Annotated in this window: 18 protein-coding genes; 7 read left to right on the top strand and 11 right to left on the bottom strand. The window is 64.9% G+C overall.

Annotated features, from left to right (window positions below; genetic code table 11):
* Positions 1 to 3 precede the first annotated feature (3 nt).
* From AC07NV_RS01135 to AC07NV_RS01110, 6 genes are all read right to left on the bottom strand, one after another.
* Positions 4 to 819: a carbohydrate ABC transporter permease gene (locus tag AC07NV_RS01135; RefSeq protein ID WP_495164497.1), complete on the bottom strand. Its 816-nt coding sequence runs from the start codon at positions 817 to 819 to the stop codon at positions 4 to 6.
* Positions 816 to 1,712, bottom strand: coding sequence for a carbohydrate ABC transporter permease (locus AC07NV_RS01130; RefSeq protein WP_495164496.1), 897 nt, complete (start codon positions 1,710 to 1,712; stop codon positions 816 to 818). Before AC07NV_RS01130 ends, AC07NV_RS01135 begins: the two co-directional genes overlap by 4 nt.
* Entirely contained in the window at positions 1,709 to 2,977 is a 1,269-nt protein-coding gene (locus AC07NV_RS01125; RefSeq protein WP_495164495.1) for an extracellular solute-binding protein, read from the bottom strand. The genes AC07NV_RS01130 and AC07NV_RS01125 overlap by 4 nt, the downstream gene beginning before the upstream one ends.
* Before the next feature lie 16 nt (positions 2,978 to 2,993).
* Entirely contained in the window at positions 2,994 to 4,025 is a 1,032-nt protein-coding gene (locus AC07NV_RS01120; protein ID WP_495164494.1) for a LacI family DNA-binding transcriptional regulator, read from the bottom strand.
* 118 nt (positions 4,026 to 4,143) lie between these two features.
* Positions 4,144 to 5,229, bottom strand: coding sequence for an ABC transporter ATP-binding protein (locus tag AC07NV_RS01115; RefSeq protein ID WP_495164493.1), 1,086 nt, complete (start codon positions 5,227 to 5,229; stop codon positions 4,144 to 4,146).
* 31 nt (positions 5,230 to 5,260) lie between these two features.
* On the bottom strand, positions 5,261 to 6,631 hold the full coding sequence (locus tag AC07NV_RS01110) for an MFS transporter (protein ID WP_495164492.1): 1,371 nt from the start codon (positions 6,629 to 6,631) through the stop codon (positions 5,261 to 5,263).
* Positions 6,632 to 6,888: 257 nt separating this feature from the next.
* On the opposite strand from AC07NV_RS01110, the gene guaB reads away from it, so the two are divergent.
* From guaB to AC07NV_RS01095, 3 genes are all read left to right on the top strand, one after another.
* The gene (guaB, locus tag AC07NV_RS01105) at positions 6,889 to 8,346 is read left to right on the top strand and encodes an IMP dehydrogenase (RefSeq protein WP_495164491.1); all 1,458 of its coding nucleotides are present in this window, start codon (positions 6,889 to 6,891) and stop codon (positions 8,344 to 8,346) included.
* A 111-nt stretch (positions 8,347 to 8,457) separates the two neighbouring features.
* Positions 8,458 to 9,648, top strand: a complete 1,191-nt coding sequence (locus AC07NV_RS01100; protein ID WP_495164490.1) for an RsmB/NOP family class I SAM-dependent RNA methyltransferase — start codon at positions 8,458 to 8,460, stop codon at positions 9,646 to 9,648.
* Positions 9,649 to 9,695: 47 nt separating this feature from the next.
* Positions 9,696 to 10,208, top strand: coding sequence for a tetratricopeptide repeat protein (locus tag AC07NV_RS01095; protein ID WP_495164489.1), 513 nt, complete (start codon positions 9,696 to 9,698; stop codon positions 10,206 to 10,208).
* A 440-nt stretch (positions 10,209 to 10,648) separates the two neighbouring features.
* Here AC07NV_RS01095 and rsmA read toward each other — a convergent pair whose 3' ends face one another.
* The 4 genes from rsmA to AC07NV_RS01075 form a co-directional block, all read right to left on the bottom strand.
* Positions 10,649 to 11,464, bottom strand: a complete 816-nt coding sequence (gene rsmA, locus AC07NV_RS01090; protein ID WP_495165139.1) for a 16S rRNA (adenine(1518)-N(6)/adenine(1519)-N(6))-dimethyltransferase RsmA — start codon at positions 11,462 to 11,464, stop codon at positions 10,649 to 10,651.
* 20 nt (positions 11,465 to 11,484) lie between these two features.
* Positions 11,485 to 12,504, bottom strand: a complete 1,020-nt coding sequence (pdxA, locus tag AC07NV_RS01085) for a 4-hydroxythreonine-4-phosphate dehydrogenase PdxA (protein ID WP_495164488.1) — start codon at positions 12,502 to 12,504, stop codon at positions 11,485 to 11,487.
* Positions 12,504 to 13,844: a peptidylprolyl isomerase gene (locus AC07NV_RS01080; protein ID WP_495164487.1), complete on the bottom strand. Its 1,341-nt coding sequence runs from the start codon at positions 13,842 to 13,844 to the stop codon at positions 12,504 to 12,506. The genes pdxA and AC07NV_RS01080 overlap by 1 nt, the downstream gene beginning before the upstream one ends.
* A gap of 134 nt (positions 13,845 to 13,978) precedes the next feature.
* Complete coding sequence (locus AC07NV_RS01075; protein WP_495164486.1) at positions 13,979 to 16,282, bottom strand: LPS-assembly protein LptD; 2,304 nt, start codon at positions 16,280 to 16,282, stop codon at positions 13,979 to 13,981.
* Positions 16,283 to 16,414: 132 nt separating this feature from the next.
* Between AC07NV_RS01075 and AC07NV_RS01070 the strand changes: the two genes are divergently transcribed.
* The 4 genes from AC07NV_RS01070 (at position 16,415) to ndk (ending at position 19,465) form a co-directional block, all read left to right on the top strand.
* Positions 16,415 to 17,860 (top strand): leucyl aminopeptidase, encoded by a 1,446-nt coding sequence (locus AC07NV_RS01070; protein ID WP_495164485.1) that lies wholly within the window; start codon positions 16,415 to 16,417, stop codon positions 17,858 to 17,860.
* Between the two features lie 19 nt (positions 17,861 to 17,879).
* Positions 17,880 to 18,329 carry a DNA polymerase III subunit chi gene (locus AC07NV_RS01065; protein WP_495164484.1) on the top strand — a complete coding sequence of 150 codons (450 nt, stop codon included), beginning with the start codon at positions 17,880 to 17,882 and terminating at the stop codon, positions 18,327 to 18,329.
* Positions 18,330 to 18,418: 89 nt separating this feature from the next.
* Entirely contained in the window at positions 18,419 to 18,949 is a 531-nt protein-coding gene (locus AC07NV_RS01060; RefSeq protein WP_495164483.1) for a hypothetical protein, read from the top strand.
* 93 nt (positions 18,950 to 19,042) lie between these two features.
* Positions 19,043 to 19,465 (top strand): nucleoside-diphosphate kinase, encoded by a 423-nt coding sequence (gene ndk, locus AC07NV_RS01055; RefSeq protein ID WP_495164482.1) that lies wholly within the window; start codon positions 19,043 to 19,045, stop codon positions 19,463 to 19,465.
* A 58-nt stretch (positions 19,466 to 19,523) separates the two neighbouring features.
* On the opposite strand, the gene cls is transcribed toward ndk, so the two are convergent.
* Positions 19,524 to 20,969: a cardiolipin synthase gene (gene cls / locus AC07NV_RS01050; protein WP_495164481.1), complete on the bottom strand. Its 1,446-nt coding sequence runs from the start codon at positions 20,967 to 20,969 to the stop codon at positions 19,524 to 19,526.
* Positions 20,970 to 20,994: the final 25 nt, after the last annotated feature.

Raw genomic sequence — 20,994 nt, 5'->3', positions numbered from 1 at the left:
GGCTCATCCCTTGACGCTCCCGGTCAGCAGCCCGCTCAGATAGAAGCGCTGGAGCGCGAGGAAGAGGATCAGAACGGGGAGCGTGGTGACGACGGCGCCCGCCATCATCAGCTCATTGTCCTGCACATGCTCGCGGCTCATCGCCGCGAGCGCGACGGGCAACGTGTAAAGACCCTGATCGGCCAGAATGATCAGCGGCCACATGAAATCGTTCCAGCTGCCGAGGAAGACGAACAGCGCGAGCGTGACGATGATCGGCGTCAGGATCGGCAGCACGATGCGGCGCAAGATCTGCGCCTCGCCCGCACCGTCGATCCGCGCTGCCTCGAGCATCTCGTCGGGGATGGACAGGCAATATTGGCGCACGAGAAAGATGCCGAAAATCCCCGCGAGCCAAGGCACCAGCGCGCCGGCATAGCTGTTGACGAGCCCCATCGCCTTCAGTTCGAGGAAGAGCGGCAGCATCCCGATCTGCCCCGGCACAACGAGCGCCGCGACGAGCATTCGGAAGGTGGCGTCGCGGCCCTTGAACCGCAGCTTGGCAAAGGCGTAGCCGGCGGGAATCGTGAAGAGCAGCGCGAGCGCAGTTGCGAGCGTCGAGACGAACAGGCTGTTGGCAAGGAAACGCCCGATACCGAACGTACCGAAGAGTATCCGGTAGTTGTCGAGGCTGGGATCGCTTGGCAGCAGCGGCGGAGGGAATTGCGACGCCTCGCCGCGCGCCATGAAGCTGACCGAGAGCATCCATAGCAAGGGCGCGACGGTTAGGAACGCGACCAGCGCGGCAAGCAGGGTGACGGACCAGCGGCGCAGACTCATATCGCGCCGCCTCGCTTGGCCAACCGCAACTGCACCAATGTCACCGCCAAAATGCAGAGGAAGAGCAGGAAGGCGACCGCTGCGCCCGACCCCAGGTTCCACCATTTGAACCCCTCCTCATACATGAAATACAGGATGGTAACGGTCGACTGGGCGGGACCGCCCTGCGTCATCACATAGGGTTCGGCGAAGAGCTGGAACATCGCCGCGACAGTCAGCACCGAGACGAGCAACACAGTGGGCGCAATAGCCGGCAGGGTGACGTGGCGCAGCCGCGTCCACCAGCCCGCGCCGTCGATCCGCGCTGCCTCATCGAGTTCGCGCGGCACCGTCTGCAATGCGGCGAGGAAGATGATCATATTGTAGCCGAAGGTCTTCCACCCAACGAAGATCAGGATTGCGGGCAGCGAAGCGTGCGGGCTCCCGAGCCAGTCGATCGGCGCGATGCCGAATAGCGACAGCAGATAATTGACGAGGCCGTAGCGCGTATCGAGCAGGTAGCGCCACACGACGGCGGTGGCGACGAGCGTCGTCACATAAGGCGCGAACAGCGCGACGCGCCACACTGGCCGCCACTTCAGCCAGCGCGAATTGACGAGCATCGCGGCGAATAGCGAGAGCAGGACCACGAACGGCGTGCCGAGGGCGACAAAGAGCAACGTATTGCTCATCGCTTTCCAGAACAGCGGGTTCTCGATCAGCCTTTCGTAATTCTGGAAACCGACGAAGCGCAGATGATCGAGGTTCGCGAGCGCGTAGATGTCGAAATCGGTGAAGCTCAGGAACAGCGACGCAACCGCCGGCACGACAAAGAAAATGGCGATCGCGGTGAGCGCGGGCGCGCTCATCGCCCAGCCGGCGCGCGCTTCGCTGGTGCGGCGGGCCGCGCTCACCGCGCCAGCCCCTTATCCAGCATCCAGCGTCGTTTTTCGAGCAAGCGGTCGGCGCGCCGGTCTATCTCCTTTGCGGCTTCGTCGACGCTATACTGCCCCCGCACCATGCGCTCGGCGACGATCTGCATTTCGGTGACGATCCGCTCCCATTCGGGCACTTTGGGCAACGCCGTCGCATGGTCGAGCTGGGTGGCGAAGGGCGCGACGACGGGATCGCTCGCAAGGCCCGCTTCGCGCCACACCGATCGCCGTGCGGGGAGGCTTCCGGTCAGCTTATGGAATTTCAGCTGCGCGGCGGGCGCGAGGAGGCGCGTCAGCACGTCCCACGCCGCATCGCTATTTTCGGTGCCAGCGAACACAACAAGGCTCGATCCGCCCGGCGCCGCCGACCCGATGCCGCCGGGCCCCGGATTGGGGGCGGTGCCCCATTTCGCCCGCATGTCGGCGGGCAGGCGGCTCTTCAGGTCGCCGATCGTCCACGGTCCTGACAGGAAGAGGCTGAAATAGCCGCGCGCGAATTCGTTCCAGACGTTCGAAATCTGCGCCGACGATGCGACGGGGGCGAGCCTTTCATCGAACAGCGATTTGTAGAAGGCGAGCGCCGCCTTGAATTCGGGATCCGAAAAGGCACCGCGTGCGCTTCTGTCGCGCAACATGCGCGCGCCCGCCGACAGGGCCAGCGTCGTCAACTGCTCATATTCGTTGACCGGATAGAGAAGGGCATAATTGCCGTCGCCTGCCGCGGCCTTCACCTTGTGCAGCGCGGCCTTCCATTCGATCCAGCCGGGCGGCGGCGCGGCATAGCCTACGTGCGCAAACACATCCTTGCGATAATATTGCAATCGCGTGTCGACATACCAAGGGACTGCCCATGTCTTGCCCGCGATACGGTTGGTATCGACGACCGCCGCGAACTGATCGTCGAGCAAACTCTGTGCCGACGCGGGCACTGGCGCGATCGCGCCGATCGCGGCCATCTCGGCGATCCAGCTGTTGCCGACCTGCCCGATCGCGGGCAGCGAATTACCGGCAAAACCGGTGAGCAATTTCTCGTGCGCTGCGGTCCACGGCAGCGGTTGTACCTCGATCGGGGGCAGGCTCGCAGGTAACGCAAGACCTCTTAACAGTGCGGGCAGATTCGCGCCCTCATTGCCCATCGCCCAGATCGTCAGCGTGCCGTCCTGCCGTGCGCCGCATGCGCCAAGCATCGGGAGCAGGGGCAGCGCCGCGAGCGTGCCCGTCATCTGGCGCCGTGTTACCTGCATCGGTCGCCATCGTCGCTCATAGCTGTGCCATCATCGCCTGCGGTGTCGTAACCTGCGCGTCGCCGGTTGTTCCGCGTGCGATCAGCGCGGGGGTCAGGATCGTCGCGCTAGTCGCGCCCAGCGTCTCGCCGCGCAGGATGCGCAGCAGCATCATCATCGCGGTCGACCCCAGCCGGTCGATCTTGACCTGCATCGTCGACAGGGACGGATTGAGGTGCCGCGCGAGCGGGATATCGTCGAACCCGGCCACCATGATGTCACCCGGCACCGACTTGCCCGCTTCGGCAAGCTGCGCGATCAGGCCGACCGCCATCTGGTCGTTGGCGGCGAACACGGCGTCGGCGGGGAGCTGTCCCTGCACCAGCAGGCGGCCAGCCTCCGCGCCGCTTTCCTCCGAAAAGTCGCCGGGCAGGATCGCGGGGTTCCGGATATCGCCGACCTTCGCCATCGCATCGACGAAACCGCGCTGGCGGTCGCGCGCGTCGCGATTATGCTTTGGTCCCGCGATATGGACAATTTGTCGCGCGCCGCGCGCGAGCAGTGCTTCGGTCATCGCATAGGCGCCGTGATAATTGTCGACCGCAACGAACGGCAGGTTGAGCGAACCCGCGTCGTAATTGAGCAGCACGGTCGGCAGTGCGGGGTCGAGATAGTCCGAGAGCAGTTCGGGCTTCACGTCCGGCGGCATCACCAGCAGCCCGTCGACGCGTCCGCGCATCGCGGCGATCGCCGCCGCCGTTTCGTGCGTGCTGCCGTGCATATTGCCGAGCAGCAGATGCATTCCCGATTCATGCGCGACAAGGTCGATGCCGCGAATGATCTCGGAAAAAAATTCGCCGAACAGGTCGGGCAGGATGACGCCGACGGTGTCGGTCTTGCGCCGTGTCAGGCTGCGCGCGCCGCTGTGCGGCACGAAGTGGAGCTTCTTGACCGCTGCCATCACCGCAGCGCGGGTCGGTGCGGTAACATTGCTGTGCCCGTTGATCGCGCGTGAGGCCGTGGCGACCGAAACCCCCGCTTCACGGGCTACATCCCTCAAGGTGGTCATGCGGCTGGTTCCCCTCTTCTCCGATGGCGCCGGGCCGTTGAAGCGGCTCCGTTTTTTCTGCCGTTGCCGGGCGCGGAAACGCTCGCACCGTAACCGGTTACACAATGCAAATGCAACGTCATTTGCCTTCTCCGGTGGCGAGAGCGCTTCCCTCTGCGTCGAACAGGTGCAGATGCTCGGGCGGCAATTGCGCCGCGATCGCATCGCCTTCCCGCAAGGACCCGTCGTCGCGTAGTTGACACGCGATTGGCTCGCTGCCGCTGCCTGCCTGCAGATGCACCGTCGCAAGGCTGCCGAGCCGCTCGACAAAACCGATAGTGAAGGGGAGCGCGCCCGGCCCTTCACCGATCCGGATATCTTCGGGCCGGATGCCCACCGAGATGAGCGCGCCCGGGGCGAGCGAGGCCGCAAGAGGGGGCAGGGCGACGCTGTGCCCGTCGGCCAACTCGGCCCGCCCGCCGTCTGCAACCACAGCAGCCATGATATTCATGCGCGGCGTGCCCAGGAACTGGGCGACGAAGATGTTTGCGGGCCGTGCGTACAGCTCACGCGGGCTTCCGACCTGCTCGATCTGTCCGTCGCGCAGCACAATGATCCGGTCGGCCAGCGTCATCGCCTCGACCTGGTCGTGCGTGACATATAATGTCGTCGTACCAAGCTGGCGGTGGAGGCTTGCAAACTCAAACCGCATCCGCACGCGCAGATCGGCGTCGAGGTTCGACAGCGGCTCGTCGAACAGGAAGATCTGCGGCTGGCGCACGATCGCGCGGCCGATCGCGACACGTTGCCGCTGCCCGCCCGATAGCGCCGCGGGCTTGCGGTCGAGCAACGTCTCGATGTTCAATATTTCCGCCGCGCGGCGCACCGCCTCGTCGATCTCGTGCTTGGCTGCCTTCGCGATGCGCAGCCCGAACGCCATATTCTCGCGGACCGTCAGGTGCGGGTAGAGCGCATAGGATTGGAACACCATCGCGATGCCGCGCTCCGATGGCGGCAAGCCGGTGACGTTGCGGTCGCCGATGACGATGCTGCCGCCCGTTAACTCCTCGAGCCCCGCCACGGCGCGCAGCAGCGTCGATTTTCCGCACCCCGACGGGCCAACGATGACGGTGAATTCGCCATCGGCGACGTCGATCGACACGCCTTTCAGCACCTCGGTCTCGCCAAAGCTCTTGCGCGCGCCCTGGATCGACAGTCCGGCCATGTTTCTCTTATCCCTTCGCGGCTGCCGTCATTCAGTGAACCGTGACCCCCGCATTCGCCTGACGCGGCGGCGTGCGCCCAGCGGCGATCGCGAAGACCGACAATGCGACATAACAGGCGGCCGGCAGCGCCAACGCACCGGCGTAGCCCACCGCGTCCGACAGAAGCCCGGCAAGGTAGGGGATGGCCGCGCCGCCGACGATGGCGGTGCAGAGCAGGCCCGATGTCGCCTCGGCGCGCGCGGTCGAGCGTTCGAGCGTCAGCGTGAAAATCACCGGGAACATGATCGCGTTGAACAGGCCGATCGACAGCGCGACGAAGCCACCGCTCACGCCGCCGACGAACACGACATAGAGGCAGAGCGCCGCCGCGATTGCGGTGACTGCCGCCAGCAACTTCGATGCAGAAACGCGCGCCAGCAGGACCGATCCGATCGCGCGGCCGACCATTGCGCCGCCCCAGTAAAAGGCGACCGCCTTGCCGGCTTCCTGTAGCGACACACCGGGAACGCCATCGCTGCCCATGAACCAGCCGAGCATCGGCACTCCGAAGGCGGCGTCCGACTGGCCCCACACCGAATCGCCGTTCAGGAAAAAGGCCATATGCGTGCCGATCGCGACCTCGGCGCCGACATAGAGGAAGATCGCGAGCCCGCCGAGCAGCGCCCAGCGCGACGAAAAGGCCTCGCTGATCAACTCGCCCATTCCGGCGCGCGCACCGATCGGTGCGGGTGGGACGGCTTCGTTGACGATCCGCCGGCTGAACCAGAAGAAAAGAAGTAGCGCGATGATCAGCCCGCAGATCCAGAAATAGGCGGCGTCGATCCCGGCGAGGGCCTGCGCGCGCACTGCCTCGGTGACGACGGTTCCAGGCTTGACCTCGACACCTTCGAGGAACAGATGCGCGCCGATCAGTGGGCCGAGGAACGTGCCGAACGAGTTGAACGTCTGGCTGAATGTCAGGCGGAAGTGACTGCGCTTCGGGTCGCCGAGCGCCGCCGCGAGCGGATTGGCGGCGACCTGCAAGATCGTGATGCCGCTCGCGAGAATGAAGAGTCCTGCAAGAACGAGCGGATAAATCGCAAGGTTCGCCGCCGCCAGCATGACAAGGCAACCGACGACCATCGTCGACAGCGCGGTCAGGATCGATGGCACCGAATGGACGCGCGCGATCAGCGCGGCGGCCGGAAAGGACATCAGGCCATAGGCGATGAAGAAAGCGGAGGCCGAAAGCTGCGCTTCGGCATCGGTGAGCGTGAAAATGCCTTTCACCGAGGCGACGAGCGGATCGATCAGCGAGGTGATGAAGCCCCAGGCAAAGAAAAGCACGGTGACCGCGGCAAAGGCCGCCACGGCATTGGACCGTCCGCCACCACTGGCGGACGCCTGACTGGGCGCGTTCATGCTGATTATCCTCTTCGCCGAAACTATGTTATGCCGTTGGCTTAACGGGGCGACGAACCCAATGCAACCGGTTACATTGCGCCTTGTGCCGCGTCCGTCAGCCACATTCACGGAAATGATTCCGGCCCCCGCGAAATAATCATTCGCCCCCACTGGCGCGCGCGGGTCCGACTGGTTACATGGGCCGCCACCAAACGAATCGCGTGTGTCGCCCCGAATTCCGGGGCAGGCGCCGCCTGCACCAGAAAGTGGCACCCATGGAAATCATCACCGGCCTGACCTTCGACGATGTGCTGCTGGTGCCCGGGGCATCGGACATCCTGCCATCGGATGCGAATCTGTCGACCCAGCTGACCAGCGAGATCAACCTCAATATCCCGATCCTGTCGTCGGCGATGGATACGGTGACCGAGGCCGACATGGCGATCCTGATGGCGCAGATCGGCGGCATCGGCGTGCTTCACCGCAATCTGACGATCGAGGAACAGGCCGCTGCGGTGCGGCAGGTCAAGCGCTTCGAAAGCGGCATGATCGTCAACCCGATCACCATCACCCCCGATGCGCCCCTGTCCTATGCAACCGCGCTGATGGACCAGCACAAGATTTCGGGCATCCCCGTCGTCGAAACCGGCGGTCGGCTCGTCGGCATCCTCACCCACCGCGATGTGCGCTTCGCTGCCAATCCGGGGCAGCCGGTGCGCGAACTGATGACCGCCGACAATCTCGCCACCGTGCGCCCGTGCGTCGGGCAGGACGAAGCCCGCAAGCTGCTGCATCAGCGCCGCATCGAAAAGCTGCTCGTTGTCGATGATGATTATCGCTGCATCGGCCTGATCACGGTCAAGGACATGGAAAAGGCGATCAACTTCCCCGACGCGACCAAGGACGGCACCGGCCGCCTGCGCGTTGCGGCCGCCACCAACACCGGAGATTCGGGAATCGAACGCGCCGAGGCGCTGCTCGACGCCGAATGCGATCTGATCGTCGTCGACACCGCGCACGGCCACAGCAAGGGCGTGGGCGAGACCGTGGCGCGGATCAAGAAGCTGTCGAACCGCGTGCAGGTCCTTGCCGGCAATGTCGCGACCGGCGACGCCACGCGCGCGCTGATCGACGCAGGTGCCGACGGCGTGAAGGTCGGCATCGGCCCCGGATCGATCTGCACGACGCGCGTCGTGGCCGGCGTTGGCGTGCCGCAGCTCACCGCGATCCTCGACAGCGTCGAGCAGGCCGCCAAGCTGGGCGTGCCCGTCATCGCCGACGGCGGCCTGCGTACCTCGGGCGATATCGCCAAGGCGCTCGCGGCGGGCGCGTCGTGCGTGATGGTCGGCTCGCTGCTCGCGGGCACCGCCGAAGCGCCTGGCGAAACCTTCCTGTTCCAGGGTCGGACCTACAAAAGCTATCGTGGCATGGGCAGCGTCGGCGCGATGGCGCGCGGCTCGGCCGACCGCTATTTCCAGCAGGACATCAAGGACCAGATGAAGCTGGTTCCCGAGGGCATCGAGGGGCAAGTTCCGTTCAAAGGGCCGGCGAAGGATGTGATCCATCAGCTCGTCGGCGGTGTGAAGGCGGCGATGGGCTATACCGGTAGCCGCACGCTCAAGGATCTGCGCGAGCGCGCGAAGTTCGTGCGGATCACCAACGCGGGCCTGCGCGAAAGCCATGTCCATGATGTGGCGATCACGCGCGAGGCGCCGAATTATCCGGTGGGTTGATGCCCTTGCTTCGTCATTGCGAGGAGCGCAGTGACAAAGCAAACCAAGGCAATACAAAACCGCCTCAGGATTGCTTCGCTCCGCTCACAATGACGAAATGAGAATGAACCCATGACCCCCGCTGCACGCGTCCAGACCGCGATCGAAATCCTCGATACCATCGCCGCCGCCGCGCGCGACGGTGGCCCCCCCGCCGACGCGATCTTTGCCGAGGCGATGCGCGCGCGCCGCTATGCGGGGTCGAAGGACCGCCGTGCGATCCGCAATCATGTCTATGATGCGATCCGCAGTGTGCGGTCGGCGCCCGCGTCGGGCCGCGCCGCGATGCTCGCGCTCGCCGACACCGACCCGGAGCTCGCCGCACTGTTCGACGGCGCATCCTATGGTCCGGCTGAGATCGGCGCCGGCGAACCGCGCGCCGAAACGGGGCTCGCCACCACCGCGCTGATGAAACTCTTCGACCCGCTGGTCGGCAAGGCGGAGCGCGAGGCGATGCTCGTCCGCGCCCCGCTCGACCTGCGCGCCAATCGCCTGCGCTCCAGCCGCGACGAACTGGCGGCGATTTTCCCCGAGGGCGAACCGATCACCGGGCTGATCGACGGATGGCGCCTGCCGGGCGAAACCGCTGCGGTCCAACATAGTGCTTATGCCGAGGGGCAGTTCGAGGTGCAGGACGCCGCGAGCCAATATGCCGCCGCTGCGCTTGGCGCCGAAGCCGGGCAGGTGGTCATCGATCTGTGCGCCGGCGCCGGCGGTAAGACGCTCGCGATCGCTTCGGTGACGGGCGACGACGCCGCGATCCTCGCCTGCGACACCAACCGGGCGCGGCTTCAGCAACTGGCGCCGCGCGCATACCGGGCCGGGGCGACGGCGATCGAAACGCTGCTGCTCAATCCGGGGCAGGAACGCGCAATGCTCGCCGACCGGATGGGCAAGGCCGATCGCGTCATTGTCGATGCCCCCTGTTCGGGCAGCGGCACATGGCGGCGCAGCCCCGAACTGCGCTGGCGCTCGACCCCCGCACGGCTCGACCGTCAAGTCGCCGAACAGGCGAAACTGATCGACATCGGCGCCGATCTTGTGGCGCCGGGTGGCAAACTCCTCTATGCAGTCTGCTCGATCATCACGCGCGAGGGGCGGGCACAGGTGGACGATTTTCTGAACCGGCATCCCGGCTGGACGGCCGACGTGGGCATTCTGCCGGACGGCATCGGGCGATCTGCGGGCGCCGGTTTTCTGCTCACACCGGGCCATGACGGCTGCGACGGATTTTTTCTCGCGCGACTGACGGCACCATGTTAGCATCGCCGTCAATGAAGCGATGGGAGAATGCGATGCGCGTTGGCATTTTGGCTCTAACTGCGGGTGTTATCCTCGCCAGCCTGCCCACGGCGTCTGACGCCCAGCGTGCCGACAACGACATTTTCCCGCGTTCGATCGCGCTCCAGCACGAGGGGCAAAAGGCGCAGGAAGCGGGCGACCTCGACGGCGCCATCGGCCTTTATGAATCGGCGCTTGCTGCCGATCCGCGCAACCGCTCGGCGATCATCGCGCTGGCTCAGGTCGCGCGCGCGCAGGGCCTGCCGGGCAAGGCGATCGGTCTCTATCGCGAGGCGCTGGTCCTCGAACCCAATGATGTTGTCGCGCTGACCGGGCAGGGCGAAGCGCTCGCCGACAAGGGCGCACTTGAACTCGCACGCGAAAAACTGGCCGAGGCGCAGCGTCTTTGCGAAAGCAAATGTCCGCAGGTCGCGGCGCTTGAGAAGACGATCGCCTCGAGCGCGTCGAAACGTGTCGTGGCGGCCGAAGTGCTTGTGCCGAAGCCGGTGGTCGCGACGGTTAGCCCGACGAGCCAGAATTAGCCCGCAATAAATGCCCGGCCTGCGGCTTGGGGATGACGAGCCGCCATTGCCTTCTTTCGTGATCCCGGGTTGGACGGGGGTCCGGCCGGCGCAAGCCCCGCGTGTGAATTCCAAAGTTCAGGAAAGTTCAGCCTTGTGCGCCTCTGATTTGGACCTTGCGGTGTGCTGGACGCGGTCGGCCCGCCCCGCTGTGACCGCGCCCGCAAGCCGGGCATCGATCGCTTTTATCTACCAAATGAAAGAGCTGGATGAAGGCTGGCATAGCCGGATAATGTAGGAAAGGCCTATTTGAAGGCAGTGGCGGCTTTGGGGTGGCGAGAGGACATTGCTTCACCTCCACGTCGTCATCCCGGGCTTGACCCGGGATCCGCCTTTTTCTTCAAGGCAGGCAGGCTCGGGGTGATGCAAGGGGAGCGGCCGCAATCGGTCGCCGGCCGCCGCTACGACCCCAGCAATCGCGCCAGTTGCACCCATTCGGCGACGCTGACCGTCTCGGCGCGGCGCGTCGGGTCGATCCCGAGCCTCTCCGCAGCGGCGACCGCGCCCTCGACGCCTTTCAGGCTCTGCCGCAGCATCTTGCGCCGCTGGCCGAAGCCTTTTTCGGTCAACTTCGACAATAGCCTGGGATTGACATTTTCGGGCTGCTCGGCCGGTGTCACATGGACGATCGCCGACATCACCTTGGGCGGCGGCGTGAAGGCCGAACGGTGCACCTTCATCGCGATCTTCGCGGTCGACCGCCACTGGGCAAGGACGGCGAGCCGCCCATAAGCATTGCCTCCGACCGGTGCGATGATGCGCTCGGCCACCTCGAGCTGGAACATCAGCGTCAGCGATAGCCAGCGCGGCGGCCACGCCGCCGGCTCCAGCCACCGTGTGAACAACGCCGTGCCGACATTATACGGCAGGTTCGCAACGATATGATAAGGCAGGCCGCCGGTCAGTGCATCGACATCGACCGCCATCGCATCGTCGGCAATCACCGTCAGCTGTCCCGGAAAGGCTTCAGCCAATTCGGCGAGCAATGGCAGGCAGCGGTCGTCGCGCTCGACCGCGATCACCTTCGCCCCGGCGCGCAGCAACGCGCGCGTCAGGCCGCCGGGACCGGGACCAACCTCGAACACGGTCGCGCCGTCCAGATCGCCCGGGATCGCTGCGATGCGGTCGAGCAATTGTTCGTCGAACAGAAAATTCTGCCCCAGCGCCTTGCTTGCCTGCAGGCCGTGGGTGCGCACCGTTTCGCGAAGCGGCGGCAGCGGAAGCTGGGGTTCGACCGTCACTTCGCCGGCGCGTAGCTGCGCTCGCGCGTCGCGGCGAGTTGGGCGGCCATCGCGATCGCGGCGATCGTCGGGCCGGGGTCGGCCGTGCCGGTGCCGGCAATATTGAACGCGGTGCCATGATCGGGCGAGGTGCGGATGATCGGCAGCCCCAGCGTCAAATTGACCCCGTCGTGGAAATGCAGCGCCTTGAACGGCGTCAGCGCCTGGTCGTGATAGGCGCACAGCAGCGCATCGTACTGCGCGCGGATCGCCGGCGCGAACAGGCCGTCGGCGGCGAGGGGGCCGTCGACGACAATTCCTTCTTCGGCCAGCTGGGCGACCGCGGGCGCCATGATGCGTTCCTCTTCGCTGCCCAACTGGCCGCTCTCGCCTGCATGCGGGTTGAGGCCGGCGAGCGCTATGCGCGGCGCGTCGATACCGAAATCGCGCCGCAGCCCGCGGGCGACGATCCGGGCCTTTGCGACGATCAGCTCGATTGTCAGGCGCTCGGGTACCTCGGAAAGCGGAATATGGACCGTGAGCGGCACGACGCGGAGCGATGGCCCGGCCAGCATCATCACCGCATTGGTTGCGGTGATGCCACAGCGTTCGGCGATGAATTCGGTCTGCCCCGGATGCGTATAGCCGATGCCGTGCAGCGCATATTTGGACACTGATCCGGTGACCAGCGCCGAGCTTGCCTGATTGCGCGTCAGCCCGATGCCGGTTTCCAGCGCATGGAGCGCACAGGTTGCGCCCGCTGGCGTCGGCTGGCCCGGGGTCAGCGGGCCGCTGTCCTCAAGGTGCCAGACGGGCAGCGCCGCATCGAAGGTCCGCACGACCTCGTCCATATCGCCGACGCGTGCGACGGGGCCTTCCCATACGGCGGAAATCGACGCTGCGTCGCCGATGGCGACGAACGGAGGCAGGTTGTTTTCGTGGCGCGCGGCCCAGGCACGGGCCGTGACTTCGGGACCGACGCCGGCCGGGTCACCCATGGTGACCGCGATCGGCTGTCGATTGGGGTAATCCGTCATCAGCTATATTCGATCACGGCATCCCGGCGCAGGTCGCGCAGATAGCGCTGGGCCCGCTTGTTGACCTTGTCCTCCAGCAGCTTCTGTTCGATCTGCTCGAGGTTGGGGGCGGTCGCGGTCTGCGGCATGTCGCGGCCGCACAGCACAAGGACGCTGACGCCTTCGTTCGCAGCGCCGAACGGCTGCGTCGTCTGACCGATCTGCAGGCTGGTCAGGGTCGCTTGCAGCGGAGCGGGCAGCGCGCGCATTTCGATATTGTCGCGCGACACGACAGTGGCACCGAGGCGCTGGGCCACTGCATCGGCGGCGCCGCAACCGGCGATACCGCGCGTCGCCTCGGCGAACTTGCTTGCAAGATCGGACGCCTTCGCCGGCGTGGTACCAGCCGGAAAATCGAGCGAAATCTGCTTGAGGCTCAGAACAGCGTCACGCGGATCGGCGGTCAACACCTGGCGCCGGTCGATCATCAGCATGATCGACACGCCACCCGGCACCTCGATCGGGCCGACGAGTTGACCCGGCTGCATCTGTGTCGCGGCTTCGCCCATCGATCCGGGCAGCTGCCCGGCCTTGACCCAGCCGAGATCGCCGCCGACGACGGCGGTCGATGCTTCCGAAAACTGGCGCGCATATGCGGCAAAACTGCCGCCCGCCTGCAACGCCTGAATGATCTTCTTGGCATTTTCGGCCACCGCGGCGGAGTTTTCGGGCGTTGACGACAGATAGATTTCGCCGAGGTGGAACTCGTCCTGACCCTTGGAGCCGGTCAACTGGTCAGCGACGATCTTGACCTCTTCGGGCGAAACATTGGTCGTCGACTGGATGTTACGCGACAACAGGCGGTCCCAGGCGAACTCGCCGCGGATCTGCTGTTTCACCGCCGCAGAGGAAGAGCCCTTCGACGTCAGATAGGTCGAAAACTGGTCGGGCGACTGCTTGAAACGCGTCGCGAGCCGGGCGAACTGGTCGTTCACGACATTCTCGTCGATCTTGATGTCGGCCGCCCTGGCTTCCTGAATCTGCAACTTCTCGTCGATCAGGTTGCTGAACACCTGGCTGCGCAGCCGCTGGATCTCCTCGGGTGGCAACTCGACATTGTTGTTCGCAATGCGGATCAGCGCCATGCGCTGTTCGATATCGGTTGCCGTGATGATCTCGCCGTTCACCGTGGCGGAAGGGCGATAGACGTTCGGTTTTGCGTCGCCGAAGATCTGTACATTGCCCGGGATGTTGAGGCTGGTCGTCGGAACGTCGTTGTCGGCTACGGTCTGGGCCAGCACCGGCGTGACGCCGACGGCGGCCACTGCGATCAGGCCGATCATGGTCGAAAATTTGGTCATCTTTACCCTATTCGAGAAAGTCCGGACGCTCCGTATCAGCGGAAACGCCCGATGGTCCAGCGCAATCCGCCTCCGGCCCCGTTTGAAGGCCGGATATAGGTAATAGACGCTGAACCTAGGCTGAGCGGAATGCGTCAGAATCCCAGATTGCGGAAGGCGATGCGGAAGGAGTAGCTGTTGCCGCGCTTCGCGTCGCCGGTATCGGCATAGTCGCGCCGCCAAGTCAGCGCGATCGACAGGCAATCATCGTCATAGGCGATGCCGAGGCGGTGGCGAATCGGCTCGAACCCGTCCGCCGAACTCGACGGATCGTCGGTTCGCTGGGTCAGGTCGACGATCGCGGATCCGAAAACCGACCAGTGCTTCGCCACCGCGACGCGCCCGCCGACGCGGGCTTCCTCGCGGTCCTGCAATTCCTCGCCGAGCAACAATATGTCCCGGTTCAGGCGCGAATAGCCCAGCACGGCATAGGTTGCGCGGCTGCCTATCGTCGCGTCGAATTCGTTGCGGCGGATCGCCAGATTATCCTTGTCGAGCCGGAAGCGGTGGGTCAGTCGCAGGAAATCGCGATAGGCGATCGTCGTGCGTCCAACGATGTCCGACGTCCGGTCGGTCAACCCCGTGCCGTCGGGAAACAGGCTGGGCTTGTCCGACAGGCGATAGCTTTGGCCGACGACGCTGCTGATGTTGAAACCCGGGCGGCTGAAATTCCATTCGACGCCATAGGTGATGCGCGCGCCATCCTCGAACCGGTCGTGGCCGTTGAAGCGGTTGATTGCGAACAGGTTGCTATCTTCGAGGTCGAAGGCGCGCGAATCCTCGTTGGGGATGTCGAGGTTCTTGATCGGCGGGGTCGCGACGATCTGGACGCGCGGGGTCAGCGTCTGCGTGCCGCCCATGAATTCGCCGATGAAGGGCCAGCGCATGTCGGCCGCGACCGCGGCGATCCCGCGCGCTTGCCAGCCCGACTTGCCGCGATAGCCGGGGATCGCGGTCAGCAGATTCTCATCGCTGTGATAAACGTCGCCGCGCACCAGCGCGGTCAGCGTCACTTCCTGGCCCAGACCGGTCAGCCCCCGCAGATCCCAGCGCGCGCCGGCAAAGGCGCGCTGCGTATCCTGCCCAGCGGTGCGGCCGATCGCCAGCGTATTGAGTTGCAGTTCGAACTGGCCGCCAAGGATCGGGTCGGCGAGCCGCTGGCGATAGTCGATGATCGGCAGGGCGATCGCCTGCTGTCCCTGAACGTCGTTAACGCGGAGCGTCTGCGTCGCCCAGCCGGCGATCGAGAGGTAAGAATTGCCGCCGATCCGCTCGAGCTCGAAGGTCGAACGCAGCCGGTCGTCGCGGCTGATGTCATACCGGCGCATAAAGGTGCGATCGGTCGCGACCCGCCCCGAATAGGTCAGGCTCCAGTGCGGGTCGAACTGGAACTTGCCCGCGCTCTCCAGATAGCCGCGAAACTGCTTGCGGCTGTTCGGGTCTTCGCCGGTCAGCGGAACCAGCGAGCCATAGGTCGCATAGCCGTTGATGCGGAACGACCCGATATCGGTCAGCGCGCGGAACTCGCCTTCGATCATCGGCGCGGCGCTGGTGTAGAGATGCGGCGTGATCGTGGCATCGCGGTCGGGCGCGATGCGCAGATAATAGGGAACCGCAACTTCGAACCCGTTGGTGCGATCGAGCCGGATCTCGGGCACCAGCAAGCCGCTGCTCGCTTCGTTATTGATCGAATGGCTGAGGCCGGGGAGCGGAATCAGCGGCAGGCCGAAAATCTCGATCCGGGCGCCCTTGTACCGGACCTTGTTCTTTGCCTTGTCGTATAGCACCCGAACGGCGCGCACCTGCCAGCTCGGTTTTTTCGGGCAACCCGCGTCATCCTCGACGGGGCAGGGGGTGTAGGCGGCGTTCTCCAGTTCGATATTGCCGTTGTCGAAGCGGGTACCCTTGATCGCCGCGAGGCGCGATCCATTGTCGAGCACGACGAGCAGATTCTCGATGACGCCGTCGCGCAGCGTGTCGGTCAGCTCGATCTTGTCGCCATAGGCGGTGTCGCCTTCGGGGTTCTTGATGACGACATTGCCCTCGGCGAAGACCTTGCCGTTCTGCCGGTTCCACGTGACCTTGTCCGCACGCATCTCGATCGCTTCGCGGTTCATCTGGACATTGCCCTCGGCAATGACGACTTCGCTGTCGCTATCGTAATTGAGGTTGTCGGCGGCGAAACCGATCTGGTCTTCGGCCTTGACGGCCGGGGCATCGGCGGTTGCCGGGGCGATGTCGGGTGTCTGGAGGTCGGGCTGGCCCGAGATCTGCGCCGACCGGGCCGATTCGTCGTTCGTCTGGGCCAGCGCCGGGCTTGCGGCCAGAGCCATGCTGCTCGCCGTCGCCAGCCAGAACGGCCGCGCACGCGCTGCCCGATGGAACAAAGCCCAGTTCATTTAATCCCTTTGTCCCAGACCCTAAATCGACGTTTCCCGGCTTGGACCGGCAGCTTTGTTTTTGCAACTCGCAAGCGAAACCCCTATCGGTCCAGCACGTTGCAATCAATCATCGCATGAGAAAGTTAAGGCATGGACATTCAGTTTGTCGCGCAAATCGACGCATCTGCCGACGTCGTCGCTTTTCCGGTCCGCAAGGGCGAGGCCGGAGCGCTCGGCGCGCTGCTGGGCGCGGCCGCGGCGCAGGCCCGCTTCGAAGGCGCCGCGGGCGCGATCGCAGAGACGGCCGCGATCGATGGCGACCAGGCAAAGCGCCTGCTTCTCGTCGGTATCGGCGAGGGCAGCGAGCATGACCTTGAACGCGGCGGTGCGGCGCTGACGGCGCGGCTTCAAACGAGCGGCGTCACCGTCGTCCACGTCGATTTCGCCAGCACCGGCCAGGTCGACGAGGATGATGTGCTGGCCTTTGCCATGGGGGCACGCTTGCGCAACTGGCGCATCGATACCTATCGCACCCGCCTGTCGGACAATGCGAAGCCCAGTCTGAAATCGATCAAGATCGCGTCGCCGCACGGCTATCTTTCCGCACGCTGGGGCCGCTATTCGGCGGTCGCCGATGGCGTTGCGCTCACCCAGACGCTCGTGGCCGAGCCGCCGAACATTCTTTACCCTGAAAGCTTCGTCGAACGCTGCCAGCATCTCGCCGACCTGGGCGTCGAGCTGGAAATCCTCGACGAACGCCAGATGAAAGCGCTCGGCATGGGCGCGCTGCTCGGCGTTGCGCAGGGCTCGACGCGCCCGCCGCGGCTGCTCGCCATGCGCTGGAACGGCGGAAATCCGGGCGACGCACCGGTCGTCTTCATCGGCAAGGGCGTCACCTTCGATACCGGCGGCATCAGCATCAAGCCTGCAGCCGGCATGGACATGATGAAATGGGACATGGGCGGCGCGGGCGCGGTCGCGGGCGCGATCAAGGCTATCGCCGGTCGCAAGGCGAAAGCGAATGTCGTGGGCGTCGTCGGCCTTGTCGAGAATATGCCCGACGGCAATGCGATGCGCCCCGGCGACATCGTCACCACCATGTCGGGCCAGACGGTCGAGGTGCTCAACACCGACGCCGAAGGCCGCCTCGTGCTCTGCGATGCGATCACTTGGGCGCAACAGGCCTATAATCCGAAGATAATCGTCGATCTTGCGACGCTGACCGGCGCGATGGTGATCTCGCTTGGCCATGAATATGCGGGCGTCTTCTCGAACGAGGACGCGCTCGCGGCCGACCTGCTCGCCGCGGGCGACGCCAGCAACAACAAGCTGTGGCGCTTCCCGTTGTCGGCGGCCTACGACAAGCTGATCGACAGCCCGATCGCCGACATGAAGAATATCGGCCCGCGCGAGGGTGGCTCGATCACCGCGGCGCAGTTTCTGAAGCGCTTCGTCGACGAAGGTGTCGCTTGGGCGCATCTCGACATCGCGGGCATGGCGTGGGGCGACAAGGACGGTCCGGTGTGGGCGAAGGGCGCGACCGGATATGGCGTGCGTTTGCTCGACCGCTACATCGCCGCCAATCACGAAGGCTGAGCGGAACGGATAGGGGAGCATGGTGCGCGTCGACTTTTACCGGCTGACCCGCGACCCGGTCGAACGGGTGCTCCCCGCCATCGCGACGCGCATATTGGCGAACGGCGACCGCCTGCTGGTGGTCGCCGCGCCCGCGATGCAACGGCAGGCGATCGGCGAGGCGCTGTGGACGCTGCAACCCGCCAGCTTCCTGCCGCACGGGCATGCCGGATCGCCCGATGAAGAGATCGAGCCGGTGCTGATTTCGGGCACGCTCGATGTCTCGCCGCCCAATCGTGCTTCGCACATCGCGCTCGCCGACGGCGAATGGCGCGAAGAGGCGCTCGGTTTCGAACGTATCTTCCTCTTTTTCGACAATAGTCGCATCGACGACGCGCGCGCGCTGTGGCGCACGCTCGCAGCACGCGAGGACGTCGACAACCGCTTCTGGAAACAGGACGAGAATGGTCGCTGGTCCGAAGGGCCCTAGATTGCGGCGATCAGTGTGACGCCGGTCACCGACGCTGGCGTCCGCGCCGCGCAAAAGGCCCTATCATTTGCCCTGACAGGAGCTTGACCATGACGCGTCCGACATTCCCCGTTCTTACCGCTTTTGCCGTCGCGGCGGCGCTGTTTGTCGCGGGTTGCGGCTCGAGATCCGAAACCGAAGTCGCCAGCGGTACATACACCGACCCCGAAACGGGGAAGACCGCCGACTACCGGATAAGCAGCCAGAAAGACGGCGAAAACGGCAAGGTGACGATCAAAACCGAAGAAGGCGAAGTGCAGTTTGGCGGAGAAGCGAAGCTGCCCGCAGGCATTGCGCCATATCCCGGGTCGAAGATGACCGGCGGCTTCGCGGGCTCGGGCAAACAGGGGCAGGGCGGTCTTGCGAGTTTCGAGGTCAAGGGTACAGCCGCCGGCGTGATGGCGCATTTTCGCAAGCAGATCGAAGCTGCCGGGTTCAAGGTCAACTCCGAAATCAATGCCGAGGACACGATGATCCTCGGCGCCGAAAAGCCCGGCGACAGCAAGACGTCGATTCAGGTCACCGCGACCCAGAACGGCGACATGGTGGAGGGGGCGGTAACTTACGGAACAGGCGCCTGATCGGGGGCTGTTCGCGCTCTGTCCTTGCGGCGCAGCAAAAGCGCCGCTAGAGGCGCGCGCATCGCAGACCATAATAACACAGGAGCTTCCCCCATGGCGGTTACTCGCACCTTTTCGATCATCAAGCCCGACGCAACGCGTCGCAACATCACCGGCGCCGTCACCAAGATGCTCGAAGACGCCGGCCTTCGCGTTGTCGCCTCGAAGCGCATCCACATGACCCGCGAACAGGCCGAAGGCTTCTATGCGGTCCACAAGGAACGCCCCTTCTTCGGCGAGCTCGTCGATTTCATGATCAGCGGCCCCGTCGTCGTTCAGGTGCTTGAAGGCAAAAACGCCATGCAGGCCAACCGCGACATCATGGGCGCGACCAACCCCGCGAACGCCGAGCCTGGAACGATCCGCAAGGAACTGGCCGAAAGCATCGAAGCGAACACGGTCCACGGTTCGGACAGCGACGAGAATGCCGCGATCGAAATCGCCTATTTCTTCAAGCCCGAAGAAATCGTCGGCTAAACGCCATTTGCCGCAAGGCAGAAAGAGGCCGCCGGAGCGATCCGGCGGCCTTTTGCGTTCAAAGGAGCGGGCTGAGCGTCGCGAGCAGATTTTGCCACAGGCGGCGCGCCATGCTGGTCTTTTCGACATCGGTGGCGCTGACCTGGTCGGACTCGGCCAGATATTCATCCTGCCGGGCCCGGATTTCGCGTGCGAAACCGGCGTCGGCGAACAATATATTATTCTCGAAATTGAGTTCGAAGCTCCGCCGGTCGAGATTGGCCGAACCGATCAGCGCGACCTTGCCGTCGACGACCATCGTCTTGGCGTGGAGCAGCCCTGGCCGATATTCATATAATAGCACCCCGGCGGCGATCATTTCGTCATAATAGCTGCGGCTGGCATTTGCGACGATCCGGCTGTCGTTGCGTTGCGGCAGGATCATCGTCGTCTGTACCCCGCGCCGTCCGGCGTCGAGCAGCGCGCAGATCAACTGCTCGTCGGGGACGAAATAGGGCGTGGTAATCACCAGTTCGCGCCGCGCCGCATGGATCAGCGACGTGAAGCAGGCGGTCATGGCAGCATAGGCCAGGTTCGGTCCGGTCCCCACCACCTGCGCCGTGATCCCGGGTGTGGCGGCGCTCGGCGGTTCCGCGGCGTCGCCCAGCAGCTCGCTGATGTCGTCGCCATGCTCCGATTCCCAGTCCGCGGCGAAGATGAACTGGCAATCGCGTACGACCGGGCCTTCCCAGCGGGTCATGATGTCGACCCACGGGGCAAAGCGCGATTTCACTCGAAACTCGGGGTCGGCCAGGTTCTGGCTTCCACACCAGGCGATATGATTGTCAACGATCAGTTGTTTGCGGTGGTTGCGCAGATCGAAGCGTCCGCGGATCAGCGTCCAGACCAAGCCGCCGATCGGTAGCGCGATCCGCGCATCGACCCCGGCATTGCCCAATTCGATCCAATAGGCCGACCGGATGAAACCGCGCGATCCCAGCGCATCGGCGAGCACGCGCACTTTCACGCCCCGCTGCGCTGCACGGATCAGCGCATCCTTGATCCGGAACCCGTTATGGTCGGCGAGCCAGATATAGAAGCACAGATGGACGGTCGATTGCGCCGCGTCGATATCATCGACCATCTCGCGGATCGCGCTGTTGCTGTCGTGGGACAGGCGGGCGCGGTTGCCGCGCGTCGGCGGCAGCGCATTGGCGGTTTCGGCGAGGGCGAAGGGAGCGGCATAGGGCGTTTCGCCGAGTTCGCGCCGAACCGCCTCATTCTCCGACGGGTGTGGCAGATGCGCCTCGATCGCGCGATACCGCGCGCGCCGCTTCGAACTGATCCGTGCCTCGCCGAGCAAGAGATAGGCGATCACGCCGGCCACCGGCACCATGATCGTCGCGATCAACCACGCGACCCGCGACGCCGGCTCGCGCTGCGGCCGCAGGATGATCCGCCCGATCACCACGATATGGATCGCGAGGAACAGGGCCGACAACAGGATGGCGCTATCGAACATCATCGCCGCTATTTGGGCGCGCTTTCGA

The sequence above is a fragment of the Sphingopyxis sp. GW821-FHT10B01 genome (assembly GCF_059415685.1).
The sequence above is the reverse complement of the archived record's forward strand: the minus strand, read 5'-3'. Positions and strand labels throughout refer to the sequence as shown.